Raw genomic sequence first — 14,303 nt, 5'->3', positions numbered from 1 at the left:
AAAATTGATTATTAATTTTAAATATCTGCTTTCAAAACCTTCAAACCAAAATATTTAATTTGTTTTAAAATATACAGCTGGAGGTATAAATTTTGTATGTATGTTAGGGGTACCTCCAATGAAAAAAAGAGAACTGTCGGCTGATACTGATAGGAATGGGACTTTGAGTTTTGTCCATGCGGCTGATTTGCACCTTGACAGTCCATTTGTAGGAATTTCCGGGATTGATCAAGAGCTGGGAGAAAGGCTTGCAAAAGCTACTTTTCAGGCTTATGAAGCTATTATTGAGCTATGTATGGAAGAAGAAGTTGATTTCCTGCTCATTGCTGGGGACGTGTATGATAGTGCCGACAAGAACCTCTATGCCCAGGTCAGGTTTATAGAGGGACTCCGAAAGCTTGAAACCGCCGGAATTCAGATTTTTATCTGCCATGGGAACCATGATCCTCTTGACGGATGGTCGGCAAGCCTGAAGTGGCCCGCAAACGTGCACACCATGAGGGGAGATAAAGCCGAAGTTGTGGAATTCAAAAAAGAAGGAGAAACGGCTGCCTTTGTTGTTGGAATGAGCTACCCGACCCGGCACATCATGAAAAACCTTGTGCAAGACTTCCCGAAAAAAGAAGATCACTGGCCGTTTACCATAGGGCTTCTCCACTGCAGCGTGGGAAGTTATCCTGAGCATGACCCTTACGCACCCTGTACCCTGCAGGATCTCAGGGAGCCTGGCTACGATTACTGGGCTCTTGGACACATCCATACTCCTTCCGTGGTTTGCAAGGAAGCTCCTGTTGTGATATATCCCGGAAACCCGCAGGGAAGGCATCCCGGTGAAACCGGAGCCAGGGGGTGCTGTCTTGTGAACGTTTCTTCCGGAGGGGCTATTTCTACAAAATTCGTCGAGACCGACTCTGTCCGCTGGCATATCAGGGAAATTTCCATAGAAGGCCTGGAAAAAGAAGGGGAACTGGTAGAAAACCTTCAAAGCCAGCTTGACGAGATCAGGGAAAATTCAGGGGGAAGGTCTGCGATTTGCAGGCTGGTTCTCAGCGGAAGAGGACCTTTGCACCTCACTCTCAGGGAAGAGGGTTTTCTTGAAGACCTCCTCCATACGCTCAGGGAAGACGAAATCCGGAGCCGGCAGTTCACCTGGGTAGAACGCATTGAAAATGAAACACTCTTTCCAATAGAAAGAGAATTGCTTTTGAAAAGGGAGGACTTTGTGGGAGACCTGGTTAAAATCGTGGAGGGCTTGAAGACCGATGAAGAGGCCCTAGACGAGTTTCATGCAGTCCTTGCCCCTCTCTTTAAACCCGGTAGTGGGGGAAAACAGATCTGCAAAATTGATGATGAAGAGATGAAGTCCCTGCTCCAGTGCGCTGAAAACATCCTGCTTGACGCCCTGCTCACGGAGGAAGACCATGAAAATTGATGCCATTCATATCGACGGATTTGGCAAGTTTTCCAGGCTGTCGGTGGAAAACCTGCCTTCCGGCCTGGTCATATTAACAGGAGCAAATGAGGCAGGAAAATCAACATTATTCACTTTTATCCGGAGGATGTTTTTTGGCATTCCCAACACAAGGTGCAACCTCTATCCCCCACTTGAAGGAGGGCAGCATGGGGGAAGACTTGTTGTAATCGATTCCGAAGGGGAGCGCTGGGTCATAGAGAGGAACACAAGCCGAAAAGACGATGTAAAAGTCGTGCTTCCCGATGGGAATACCGGGAGCAAAACTGAACTTCTTAAACTCCTGGGCCATGCAGACAGGAACATTTTTGAAAACATCTATGCTTTTGGCCTTGAAGAGCTGCAGAGTTTTGAGACCCTGAACGACCAGAGCATCAACAGCAAACTCTACAGTGCAGGCACAGGGGTCGGAGTTTCCATTCCGGAACTTGTGAAGTCCATCAACAACATGGAAAGCGACCTGTATAAACCCAGGGGCAGTAAACCCCTTATTAATGAGCTACTAAGGAAAATCAGGAAGAACAGTGAAGAAATTGCCGAATTTGAAGAGTCCCAGAAAAAATACGATACCCTTCATTTCGAACTGGAACAGAGAAACCTGGAAATTGATCAGTTAAAAGAGAAGTCCCAGAATATAAGGAAAAAATTAAACCACATCCAGAACCTGCTTTCCGTCTGGGAAGACTGGAGAGCCCTGCAGGAGTCAAAAACTGACCTTGGAACTTTGCCCGGGCTTGAGAGTTTCCCTGAAAAAGGGGAAGAAAAGCTTGAAAGGCTCCTGGAAAAAATTGAGGGAATAAAGGAGAACGTTTCGCGGCTGGAGCAGGAACTGGATATAAATGCCGTTAACGAACGGAGCCTTTCTCTGGACGAAAGCCTGCTCGGACAGAAAGATGCGGTGCTGGAACTGGAAAGCGGGCTTGGGAAGTACAGGTTCGAAGTAAAAACGCTCCCTACCCTGGAAGCAAATCTCAAGCAGGAAGAAGCCGGGCTTTCCGATCTCCTCCTGGAACTTGGACCGGACTGGGATGAAGAGGCTCTGGACCGCTTTGATCGTTCCATCCCTGCAAAGGAAACCGTCATCAAGATGAGAAAGGCAGTAGAAGAAATTGAGGCTAAAATAAAGGAGACTCAAAACGAGCTCAATCAGGTCCTCACCGGCATCGAGCGGGTCCTTCAGGAAAAAGACGTCTTTGAAGAAAGCCTGCTGGTGCACAGGGACCAGGTAATCGAACTTGGAAACGGAATCGAGAAATACCGGGCTGATAAGGACTCCCTCCTTTCCGAAACCCGGGAAGTCCAGGCCAGAAAAGCCGAACTGGAGAAAACCCTTTCAGGGCTTGGAGAGGGCTGGGACGAAAACACCCTTTCCCGTTTCAAGCGTTCAACCCCTTCAAAGGAAACCGTGCTCGGAAAGCGAAGGGAAATGGAAGAAGCTGAAAAAACAATCGAAAGGTACCGCGACAGGCTCGAACTTGCCCTTGGGGAACTCGAAGAAGTCCGTGGGGAAATCGAAGCCCTGGAAGAGAAACTCGTGGCATACTCAAGGCTTCCCGACCCTGAAGAGGTAAAGCAGGGGCTTGAAGCTGTAAGCTACCTCAGGGTGAAGCAGCCTCTCCTCAGGGAAAAGGAAAGCGAACTCAAAAACCTGGAAAAAGACCTGGAAAAGGAAGAGATGCTTTTTGCAGCCTTCAGGTCCCGGGAAACCGAACATGAGGAAGGGCTTCCCCTCTGGCCTGCAGGAATGCTCCTGCTTGCAGGCAGTATAGGCCTAGCTTACGAGTACATAAACGACGCCCTGCTCCCCGGACTTGGCATATTTTTCCTCCTTTTTGCTACTTCTGCCATATACTTCCTGAAAGCTAGGAAAAAGCCCTCAAGTCAGCCGTCAAGTCCTCCTGCCGGCGAGAAGCACCTGAAAGGAACCGAAGCCCGGAAACAGAAAGCTCAGGAATCAAAGGAAAATCTGTCCGGAGAGATTGCCGCCCTGAAAGAAGACATGAAAACCCGGGCAAAAAAGTGTGGGTTTGAAGACATCCCCGAGCCCTCGATACGGGAGCAGAAAGCCGATGAACTGCAGAGGGTTCTGCTTGATTTGAAAGCTGCCGGGGAACTGCGCCAGGGAAAGGACAAGCTCCGGAAGAAGCTGGATAAGTTAGATGCAGCTTACAAGGAACTTGAAGGTAAGCTGAAAACCGGAGAAGATGGACAGGAAGAGGTTCGCCAGGAATGGAAAGAATGGCTTCTTTCTTCAGGACTCGACCCGGAACTTTCTCCCGAGCATGTGCTTGACCTCCTTTCCGCGATCAAAGCCTGCCTGGAAAAGCAAAAAAATGTCAAAGAACTGGAAAAACAGGTAAAGTTCAGGGAAGCTACTGTTAAAAAGTACGAAGAAGAAGCCCTTAGCGTTCTGGAAGCCTGCGAAAGATCTGTTTCGGGAATCAAACTCGACGGTGAAATAGAAAAGCTCAGGGAGGACGTAAGTTTTGCATTTAACCAGGCTGAAAGAATGAGGACTCTTGAACTTGAATCCGAAAGCCTTGAGCACAAAAAAGAAGATCTCGAAGCCCGGCTCCTTGAGGAAAGAACGCAAAGGGATGCTCTTTCCGAAAAGTGGACCAGCTGGCTTGGAACTTACGGGCTTGATCCCTCGCTTTCCGTGGAAAGCGTGCTTGAAATATTTTCGATAATCGGAAGATGTTTTGACAGGCAGCGGGCGATCCGGAACCTTGAGGAACTGATAGCTTCCGGCAAAACTTCGATAGAAGCCTATGAAGCAAAGGTGGCCGGAGTCCTGCAGGAATGCGAACGTCCGTTTTCCGGACTTTCTTTCGATACCCAGGTTGAAAAGCTCCGTTCGGACCTTGAAGAAGCATCCGAGGAGGCAAGGAGCCTGCAGCAGCTGAAAACAAGATCAAAAGAACTCGAGATAGAACTTCAGGCAGCCCGGGAAAAGTCTGAAGCAGCTGAAAAAGAGCTTGCAGACCTTCTTGAGTCCGGTTCCGCAGCAACGGAAGATGAGTTCCGTGAAAATGCACGGCACTGGGCTCAGCGAACTGAGCTCGAAAACAGGGTGAGGGAAGCTGAACAGCAGATAAGGAGGGTTTCCGGTGACGGGAAAAAGTATGAGCTTTTCGTAGAAGAACTGCAAGCCTCCGATCCCCTGGGCCTGGAAGAAGAAAACCGCAAGCTGGAGGAATGCCTGGAAACCCTTGAACAGGAGACCTCCGAGAACCTGGACAGACGCGGAGCGATAGGAAACCAGATAGAACAGCTCGAACACGGAAGTGAAGGTTCCCTGGCAAGGGTAATGCAAGAAAGCCTGCTTGAAGACCTTCACGAAAAGTCAAGGAAATGGGCATCCCTGGTCCTGGCCCGGAAAGTCCTTGCCAAAGCCATTGAAGTCTATGAAAAGGAGAGGCAGCCTGCAGTTATTGTGGAAGCTCAGACTTTTTTCACAAAAATTACCGCAGGCAGGTACACGCGGATTTATTCCCCGCTTAACTCTTCCGAAATCTACGTTGAAGACCGGGAAGGCCGCCAGAAGACCGTCCAGGAACTCAGCCGGGGAACAGCCGAACAGCTTTATCTCTCCCTGCGTTTCGGCTTTATCAGGGAATTCGGGAGGCACTCGGAATCCCTTCCCATCGTATTTGATGACGTGCTGGTGAACTTCGACCCCGAACGCTGCAAAAGCACCTGTGAAGCCATAAAGGACCTTGTCCCGGGCAACCAGCTCTTTTATTTCACCTGCCATCCCGAAACCGTAGAGATGCTTGCAGGAAGGTTCCCGGAAGCTCGGGTTGTAGACCTTGATGCGGTGTAATGAGAAAGTTAAAGGTAAGAGAATTACGCGAAAAAGAGTTGGACAAGAATAATTGAAACAAAAATGCTTTGCATAAATTACGGTGGAAATATTTCACAAAGGAACCGGAATCTTCCCAGGCTCCTGAATACTATATTTTTTATTTGACAAAGAACTTCAAGAAGAATACGATTCAGCATTTTCAAAATAATCAGCATTGGGAAGGAAGAAGAAAAAAGCTCCTTCCTCATTTCACGAATTATGCATTACGCCAGAATTTCAGGATCGTCTGTATCCGGATTGTTTTCTGTAGTTTCTAGCAGCTTTTCAATTATTTTACTTTTCAAATCAGCTGTTCCCTGAACCTGTTCAAGCGGATATGCAAATGTTTTTATTGACTTTGAGTTGTTGTACTCTCCTTTTTTGACATCGAAAACTCTGATTTTCGGAATATCTCCACTCAAAGCATTAATTTTCTCAGATTCTTCAACCCAGAACCACCTTTTTGTTAGCCAGCCTTCAAATCTGAATGATTTAGGATTCGCTGGGATTATTATTCCAGCTACGAGAAGTGGGATATTGCCTATCATTTTAACATCATGGCAACCTCCTTCCCCGTATCTGAGATACAAACTTATGAATTGGACACGATTAAAGGATCTTTCCTCTGCCTCTTCTTCAGATACATAAGCCCTACTAAGATATGCCGGAAACCAAGCTTCTGGATTAAGTACCGATCTACTCTGTTCATATACAGCTGTATTCCCATTGAAAGTCGTGTACCCTTCTTCTCCCATGAGGCGGTCACAATCCCTCAAAAGGGATGCAACCTCCTGAAAAAAAGAAGTAATATTTATAAAAGATTGATCCAGCTTTTCAGAAAATTCCGAGCTGTTCATATTTATTCCTCCAGTTGATAATTGGAACAGATTTTAGGAATTACCAGTCCGAAATTGTAGCTCCTTTCTTTTCCAGAAATTTGATATCGGAATGGGATTTTAGGAAACATTGTATCAAAAGTGTAAGACTTTGCATACCTATCAGATTCGAACCGAGCTTTAACTGTAGATGAATAGGAATATGCAATTGAGTTGAAGTTTAAGGGATTCAATCCATAAAACCTGCAGAGCTTCTTTACCCTCAACACTTCCTGGACATGTTTTATAATCCTGTCTTTTGCGGTTTCTTCAGCACTAAAAAAGTTGTTTCTAGATATGAGTTGTTCAATCTTCCACCAGGGCAACCAGTAGAGGGGAAGTTCAGATGCATCTTCATAACTTGCATTCTCGAGACATCTTGTCTTCTCAAAAAATTCAAAAGAAGAAGCTTCAAGCGCCTTTTCAGGGATAACATCATGTGCGGTTACGTAGATGAGAGCTTTTGACGCGATCTCAAACCCCTCCAGGGAAAGACTCTGGCCACATACTCCCTGATTCTCAATAATCATTAGCTCCCTGGCCAGCTGGTCAGTCACATCTTCTGATGTGTAATCAGCCTCAGAGGACTTATCAGAATTGAATTTTGCTTCGATTAAAACAAGTGTACATTGGTTTCCCGGGTGTCTGAGCATTATCAATACGTCAGGTTCCGTTTGAGATCTTCCTGTACGAAACCTGGGCCAGAAGAGATATTCTTCCGAAATCACAGTTTTAGGAATACAGAGATTATCCTTAGAATTGAAATGCACAGATTCCCTTAAAACATGCTCAAGGAGATCATTGTAGTTTAAAAAAGAGCAACACCCGAAAATATCGGATGTAAGCAAGTCCTCTGAATCTACAGTTGTCAGCTTACTGTGTATTTCGGAAAAAGTCATTCTACCGGCTCCAGCTTCCAATATCTTTCATAGATCTACTCCATCACAGTATAGTCTGAACTCGCATTCCTTGCAGACTTCCAGATCCGCGGTCTTTTCAAACTCATGCTCATAATCATAAGCAATCCTTCGTGCAGTCACCAGCATAGAATCTATTGCTTCTCTATCAAGTGGACTTACTCTGCCTTCAGTACCTCTGTACTCTCCGTTCTCCTGCAGCTCAAAACTCCTGGGTTTTTCCATAGCCAGCATGTCAAATGTAAGCTTTTTCGCCGTGTATCCGGGATACATGTGTTCAAAACCTTTTGCGTAGAGCAGGAGCTGCCTTGAACGGTCTTCTGGATTCACATCATACTTCCCGGTCTTGTAATCGATGATCTCAACCTCTTTTTTGGAGGGGTCAAGCAAATCAATTCTATCAATAATACCCTTGAAAACGAAGCCGTCTATAATGACTGAAAACCACTTCTCAACCATGAGATTATTCGAAATCCGGTCTTTGTTTCGGAGCCAGAATACTTCAAAAAGAGGAAGGGTAGATTCAAGATCTGCATACATCCATTCGGGCTTTTTATGAAGAGTTTCAGCTATCTCATATAGTGCCCGCTTTTCTGCAACCCTTTCTTTAACTGCGGTTTCAAGTACCTTATGTACGAAACTCCCCTTTGTCATGGCGCCTGTGGAGTCTGCGTTCTTCCGGCTTGGCATGCGCAGGATTTCTTGCAATTCATACTGTTTCGGACAGGTTTCATATACCTTCAAAGCGGAAAAGCTGAAACTAAAGGTTTCCGGATTAAACCTTAATCCATTACTTTTGGTCTTCATTTTTGATAGGATCTCTCCTGCTTTCATAGCAGGGTCTATCAGGCTCCATTTTTGCTGAATTTCCTTGAGATAATTTCCGCAGTCTCCATCCCTGAGGGCTCTGTATACCATCAGGTAGTGTACGGCTTCCTCAAGGTCCTTATCGAGGGATTCAATAAGCAGTTGTATACACCGATTTTTCTCCCGCTCAAGTTCGTTGTCCTTTACAAGGCCGGCAGTCTTAACCTCAAGATCCCTGCGATAAGACAGGTTCAGCTCATCAAAGATGAACTCTTTTTCCACACTGCCGGCTGTACCCCCTTCTGCAGCAATATCCAGGTCTCTCCAGTGGTCGTATCCGATTTCCATTAAAAACTCGGATGGTTCCCGCTCTTTGCCGCCATATTCCTGAGAACGCGTAAGTATGAGGTCTTCTTTTGCCCTCGTAAAGGCCACGTAACAGAGCCTGCGTTCTTCTTCGAATCTGATTTCTTTTTTCCGCTCCTTTATTGCCTTCTCAAGCTCTGCTTCACTTAACTTCGCTGAGAAAAGGTCACGGTACTGTTCCATCATTTCCAGCGGAATCAGAAAATCTTGCCCACCCCTTAAAAGAGGGAACTTATCCTTTGCCATATTGGTTACAAAAACAACTCTGAATTCGAGTCCTTTTGCTGCGTGGATGCTCATCAGGCTTACCGCATCTTCTTCCGTGATCCTTGCAGGTGCGGGTTGCCGCCCATCTCGTCAAGAACCTCAAGGTAATCGATGAAGCCAAAAAGCTCCCTGTTATGAAACTGCTCAAAATGCTTTGCCATTTCGTGCAGGTTTCGGAGGTTCAAGAAAGCTTCCCTGGTTTTCATGGTATCCAGCCGGGAAAGATGCCTTACAATTCCGCTAAGCTCGTAAATCTCAAGCAGGAGCTCGGATACGTCCAGCACTTTTTTCTCACTGAGGACCATGATTGTTTTCTTTACATTTTTAACGGTAATGCACCCGTTTTCACTTAACCCTATCTTGTCAAGACGGTGGTAGATGGCTTCCTGAAAAGAAATTTTGTTTTTCTTAACGTACTCTCCTATCCGAACGGAATCACTGTCTTCGAGACTGTTATTGTAATGAAAAAGCCGCCACCATGCCTCGGTTCCTCTGGGAGTGGGGTCATTGAGGTTATTCAGTACATAGAGATAGGAAAGTACGGTCTTGATTTCGGGCTGTTTCAGATAATCCGCATCATCTTTCACAAGCACGGGGATTTCGCGCCGCTGTAGAACCTGCCGGATCTGTCTTCCCTGGGTATGGGTCCGGTAAAGGACTGCAATTTCTTTCAGGGGAATGCCCTTTTTGATATAGGATTCGATCTGTTCGGCAATTTTTCTTGCCTCTTCCCCCTCATCCTTTGTTTCCTGGACGACTACATTTTTGCCCTCGTTGGCATCGCAGTTTTTGAGGAGGAGACACTCGCTTTTTCGATCTTCAGGATAGTTATGTGAAATCAGCCTGTGAGCAACCCTTAAGATCTTATTTGTTGACCTGAAACTCGTATCAAGGGATAAAACGTCTTTTTCTGAAATCCCGAACTGCTTTTTGAATTCCTCAATATTGTTTGAGTAGGCTCCCCGAAAGGCATAGATGCTCTGGTTTGCATCCGCAACCACTGTAATATTTTGCTCTCCTGCAGTCAGGTGCTTGATAAGTTCGAACTGCACGTAATTTGTGTCCTGAAACTCGTCAACAATAATGTGGGTATAGGTATCATTCAACTCTGCCGTGCCATAGGTGTTAAGGAAATCAAGGGCAATCCTGTTAAGGTCCCCGTAATCAAGGCAATTTAGGGTTTTCTTTCTCTCTTCATAGGTTTCCCAGGCGTGGATGAAATCAGTATATTTACGGTATTCATCATAAAGTCCAATAAATTCCTGCCATTTTTTCTTTTCATCTTTCAGGGTTTTTTGCTGCGTTTTGTCCTTTAAATGAAACGTGTTCAGGTTGATCTTACACTCGGTATAGAATTGCTCAAATATACTTTCTTCAGCAAAAATAAGTAGCGATTCCTTTTTTGTTTTAAGATAATCGTTGAATTTATCAATAGAAATGTTCAGGTCTTTTGCCTTTGCGATTGTGCTGGAATATAAAGTAGCATTTCTCGAAGTTATTCCCAGTTCCTTATAAATCAGGATAGCTGTATCGATTTCCTCAAAAATAGTAAATTGCTCCGAGACCCCGCACTTTTCAGAATTATCTCTTATCAATTCGGCACAGAAAGAGTGAAAAGTACTCACCTTTACATTGGTCCCCTGCCCCAGAAGTTCAGAAATTTTCTTTTCCATATTTCTGGCAGCTTCCCTTGAGAAAGTAAGGGCAAGAATTTTTTCCGGCTTAATTCCACGTACTTTGATCATGCAAGCAATTTTACCAGTGATTGTTGTGGTCTTACCTGTACCTGCCCCTGCAAGAATCAACAGGGGGCCTGAAACATGTTTAACTGCATCTCTTTGCCTGGAAGTGAGGGTTGTGAGGAGTTCTTCTAACATGGAAATACCCTAAGACAGTTTACTTTATTTTGCGTGCCAGAAAGCGAAACATCCATAAAAAATAGGCTCTTTTCGAAGAAAAATGCCTGCTTATTCAGGATTTTTAACCGCCAAATTCAGTCAGATCACATAGTTTATTAGAGTTTTTCTTTTTATTTATTTTGACCAGTATTTTATATATATTCATGAAAAATATTGAGACTTATGAGAGTTTCAAATTTTCAGTTTCTAAGGTGTATATGAAATTAAATTCTTAGGATAACAAGAAATAGAAATAGGTCCTTTAGAAGCGAGCCTTGCGGCATTGCCAGAATAATATAAAGATTAATGAAGAACAGTCTAACTCATTTGTACAGAATAATATAAAGATTAATGAAGAACAGTCTAACTCATTTGTAATAGGATTCGCCTTTTTTATTGTAGCTACAAAGGTACTAGGATTTAGAGCCTATCCGAAAAGTATTTTGATTCCGATTCAGGGTAATATGTGGTATTGACAAAACGAAAAACGGTACATGACTATGAGATTTCTGAGGACTTCTGGAGTAAACTCAAACCATTATTACCTCTTCCTAAACCGAAAAAGAAGGTAGGAAGACCTCGAAAAGATGAAAAGATAATACTGAGTGACATTTTTAATCTCCTTCGTACTGGTTGCCAGTGGAAATCTTTGCCCCGGTTTTATGGAGTTTGAAAAAATGTGGCGAGCTGGTCTACGGGAGTACGATAGTAAAAACGGATTAGGGTGGGAATGGCTAACAATTGATGGCGCTATGACAAAAACACCATTAGGGGGAACTGGAACAGGAGCTAATCTAACTGATCATGGCAAAAAAGGTACAAAAAGGAGCATTTAAACAGATGGTAAAGGTATACCACTTTCAGTAACGGTTGATGGAGCGAATTGTCACAGTAAAAAGCTTGTAAAAGAAACTTTAGACACCATTATTTTTGAAAGACCGTCTCAAGATGATGTGATTCAGAATATATGTATGGATAAGGGATACGATTTTCCTGATATCAGAGAATTGGTTAAAGAATATGGGTATACTGCCATATCAAAAATCGTGGAGAGGAAAACATAAGAATACAGATACAAGGTTTTAGGGCAAGAGGATGGTTGTGGAAAGGACACATTCATGGATAAACAGATTCAGAAGACCCCTTATAAGATGGGAAAAGAAAATTGAGAATTACCTTACTATGCTTCATTTCGCATGTGCATGGATAACATTCAGAGCAGCAGGACTTTTCGGATAGTTTTCAAGTCCATGTATCAATCCGATACCAATCTAATTTGACCCCCATTCAATGAATCTTAATATTTTGTCAAGGATCTACCCCTTTGTTTCCACTCCAACATAAATTCCAACAAAATGTAGAAATAAGAAAAATATACATATATAATAGCGTTATCTATGCATATACTGATTTTCTACACATACATTTAAATAGATCAGATATCGATTAGATCAGAAAGTGTAAAAAAGAAAATAGAGTGCGAATGTATGGACAACGCAACGAGGTTGGCGAATGCAGAATGAAACTGATAATCCGTGTCACGAAATGGAACAGGACTTCATGAAGTTTTGGGAGGAAAACTAACCGATGGCTTGCAAATATGGAAGTATGCCGTCGAAATATCATGAGAACATTCTTTTTTCCTACTGCGGATAAAATTCGACACGATACCAGAAACCAGAAGAGCACATCGAAACAGAGTACCCAGAGAAAGTGACGCCTTGTTGGGTAAAAATGGAGGCCAGTGAATGAAACCGATACTTGTAAGTGATGATAACATGGATCGACTGGAATCTCTCGGTGATGAATTGAGCGCAAACGAATCGATTAAACTGCTTCTTGATCTACACGACGACGTTCATCACTGTTTGTATGGTGGCACCCCGGCATCATCCGAACTAAAAAAACTTCTTGATAAGTGGAGTATGTTCGAAAAATCAGAATTCGAAGAGTTGACTGAGAATATCTGTCTCCTGGCTACTGCTGGAAACCACGGCAGTTTGAGGGGAGCTGTGAGAAAAGCAATTAACATGTTCATATCGAGGCATTGCGTAACTAATAAAAAAGAGTATTGATTGAATTTATTTACTATCCTTTTTTCTGGATTCAATCAATTTACAACTTCTTATTTTAATGCTTCACCTTATTCAATAGCTCGACAACATTTTTTCTCGGGCTGTCCAGTTCGCCGTAAGTGAAGGAAAAGCATTAAAAAAGAATCCAGGCTACAGGAATTCATACCTGCAACCTAGAAGAGCTTGTGTGGTTGAGAACTGAGGCTTGTTTTCACATTCAGACATATAACTGCACTAAGTCGCTTAATTCATTTTCATAGTAAAGCAGTCAAAGGTCTAACCAATACTTACTATATACGGAATCATATATAGTTTTCGCAAATATTCTAAATAGTAACAGTCCATACTAAAGAGTACTCTTTAAGGTAGACCTGTATAGGAGCCCCTTCATAATCAAGGTGCAGAACACTATTTAATCGAAAACAACCTGTTTTGAGCCTTTTCCTTGTACTTCTCTTCTCTTTTGCGATCTGGCGAATCCCGTGATCTTAAAATACGTCTTCATTCAGTCCCTGTACACTGATCCTTCCTTAACTTCTCCTGTTTCATAATCAATAAATGACTCATAAACTATCTTCTGATAATCTTTAGTAAACGGAGCCAGAGGCTTAACCACCTTATCATTTTTTACAATTACCTGGAACCTAACAAGGAAGAACTTAAGACTTAATCTGTTCTTTCAAGTCTTTCTCCAGATCTTCAGGAAAGTTGTACTGAAAGAGAGTAGTCTGCAGTATAAAAGAAAAGTTTGAAAAATAAATAACTTACTTTGAAGGAAAATAATTAATTGCAAAAAGACTTATTTATTAGCAAATTATATAGATATCTTACAATCTTATTAGGTGACATTATGCAATGTAACTTTTTAAATAAAACTGGCACAGGAAACACTGAAACATATAGATGTGAAGCTAAACCCTGCAATTTTGAACCAACTGATGAAGATAAATCTAAATATTGTATAGGAGAAAATTTTCCATGTTGTCCTAGATTTAAGATGATCAAATCATTTAACTTGAACGAATAAATAAAATAGTTGAGTTTTGCCTGAAGAATTGTTACTATTTTTTGGTTTATTTCTTAATGGTCAGTCATAACAATTAGTAATTAATTCATGCGTCTTCGGTTAAGTGAGGAATCATGATAAATTGCCTCCATTTTCGTAACAGTTCTCAAAAACTGTATCCCATCGGGAGTTGGAACTGGGTATCGATTTCATGTAAAAAGGACAAAATTTAAGGACTTTTGGTGCAAAATCGATATCCTTCAGGCAAGAAAATTCCTTAACCGATGACCAATGGTAATTAATTGAATGAGATGATTAAAAATAGGGGGATTAGAATGTTTCGTGAATGTGGGACAAGCTGGCACGGTCCAAATAAAAGGTATCAGGTCGAAATCGGAAAAGATGTAAATCGTTTTTTCGATGAAAATAGTAGAGATATAGAAATTGAAATTGATGGAAATACCTATTATTCTCATTTGCCCAATTCCTTTTTTTCTAAATGTAGGCATTTACGAACAGCTTATGATAATGATAAAAAGAAAGGAATGAATTATCTTCATGAATGGATTGACAAGAATGAAGTTAAAGTGGCAAAGTTGGAAATTGTTGAGAAGCCTATAAAATATAAACTAACAAAAATTGAATAATTTTAGTCCTGAATAGACCTTATCAATTTTTGTATACATGAAGGAATAACTGTAATTTCAAATCCATTTACCATGTTTTTGTTCTGCTAATTGTATTAGGTTTACATTATGTTATTACATACTGCAT

General features: G+C 42.6%; 8 protein-coding genes and 1 pseudogene. 5 read left to right on the top strand and 4 right to left on the bottom strand.

Going from position 1 to position 14,303, the window contains the following annotated elements; all coding sequences use genetic code 11:
- Window positions 1-118 precede the first annotated feature (118 nt).
- Both MA_RS12250 and MA_RS12245 read left to right on the top strand, forming a co-directional pair.
- Window positions 119-1,432: a metallophosphoesterase family protein gene (locus MA_RS12250; RefSeq protein WP_048065381.1), complete on the top strand. Its 1,314-nt coding sequence runs from the start codon at window positions 119-121 to the stop codon at window positions 1,430-1,432.
- Entirely contained in the window at window positions 1,422-5,297 is a 3,876-nt protein-coding gene (locus tag MA_RS12245) for an AAA family ATPase (RefSeq protein WP_048065380.1), read from the top strand. The genes MA_RS12250 and MA_RS12245 overlap by 11 nt, the downstream gene beginning before the upstream one ends.
- 245 nt (window positions 5,298-5,542) lie before the next feature.
- Here MA_RS12245 and MA_RS12240 read toward each other — a convergent pair whose 3' ends face one another.
- From MA_RS12240 to MA_RS12225, 4 genes are all read right to left on the bottom strand, one after another.
- On the bottom strand, window positions 5,543-6,175 hold the full coding sequence (locus tag MA_RS12240; protein ID WP_011022335.1) for a hypothetical protein: 633 nt from the start codon (window positions 6,173-6,175) through the stop codon (window positions 5,543-5,545).
- Window positions 6,176-6,177: 2 nt separating this feature from the next.
- Complete coding sequence (locus MA_RS12235) at window positions 6,178-6,921, bottom strand: hypothetical protein (protein ID WP_157860209.1); 744 nt, start codon at window positions 6,919-6,921, stop codon at window positions 6,178-6,180.
- A 198-nt stretch (window positions 6,922-7,119) separates the two neighbouring features.
- The gene (locus MA_RS29425; protein WP_011022333.1) at window positions 7,120-8,583 is read right to left on the bottom strand and encodes a RecB family exonuclease; all 1,464 of its coding nucleotides are present in this window, start codon (window positions 8,581-8,583) and stop codon (window positions 7,120-7,122) included.
- Window positions 8,584-8,588: 5 nt separating this feature from the next.
- A complete protein-coding gene (locus MA_RS12225; protein WP_011022332.1) occupies window positions 8,589-10,427 on the bottom strand; it encodes an ATP-dependent helicase in 1,839 nt (612 codons plus the stop codon).
- A gap of 493 nt (window positions 10,428-10,920) precedes the next feature.
- On the opposite strand from MA_RS12225, the pseudogene MA_RS12215 reads away from it, so the two are divergent.
- From MA_RS12215 to MA_RS12205, 3 genes and pseudogenes are all read left to right on the top strand, one after another.
- Window positions 10,921-11,687: pseudogene (locus MA_RS12215) on the top strand (IS5 family transposase).
- A 509-nt stretch (window positions 11,688-12,196) separates the two neighbouring features.
- Window positions 12,197-12,523, top strand: coding sequence for a hypothetical protein (locus MA_RS12210; RefSeq protein WP_048065377.1), 327 nt, complete (start codon window positions 12,197-12,199; stop codon window positions 12,521-12,523).
- Between the two features lie 1,308 nt (window positions 12,524-13,831).
- The gene (locus MA_RS12205) at window positions 13,832-14,176 is read left to right on the top strand and encodes a hypothetical protein (RefSeq protein ID WP_011022330.1); all 345 of its coding nucleotides are present in this window, start codon (window positions 13,832-13,834) and stop codon (window positions 14,174-14,176) included.
- The last annotated feature ends 127 nt before the right edge of the window (window positions 14,177-14,303 follow it).

This window comes from Methanosarcina acetivorans C2A, assembly GCF_000007345.1.
Lineage (GTDB): Archaea > Halobacteriota > Methanosarcinia > Methanosarcinales > Methanosarcinaceae > Methanosarcina > Methanosarcina acetivorans.
Note: the sequence above shows the minus strand (reverse complement) of the source record. Positions and strands in the feature narration are given on the sequence as shown.

Bases quoted from the DNA above. Each gene is read 5' to 3' on its own strand.
- MA_RS12225 (WP_011022332.1), bottom strand. From the start codon at position 10,427: ATGTTAGAAGAACTCCTCACAACCCTCACTTCCAGGCAAAGAGATGCA.
- MA_RS12250 (WP_048065381.1), top strand. From the start codon at position 119: ATGAAAAAAAGAGAACTGTCGGCTGATACTGATAGGAATGGGACTTTG.
- MA_RS29425 (WP_011022333.1), bottom strand. From the start codon at position 8,583: ATGAGCATCCACGCAGCAAAAGGACTCGAATTCAGAGTTGTTTTTGTA.
- MA_RS12240 (WP_011022335.1), bottom strand. From the start codon at position 6,175: ATGAACAGCTCGGAATTTTCTGAAAAGCTGGATCAATCTTTTATAAAT.
- MA_RS12210 (WP_048065377.1), top strand. From the start codon at position 12,197: ATGAAACCGATACTTGTAAGTGATGATAACATGGATCGACTGGAATCT.
- MA_RS12245 (WP_048065380.1), top strand. From the start codon at position 1,422: ATGAAAATTGATGCCATTCATATCGACGGATTTGGCAAGTTTTCCAGG.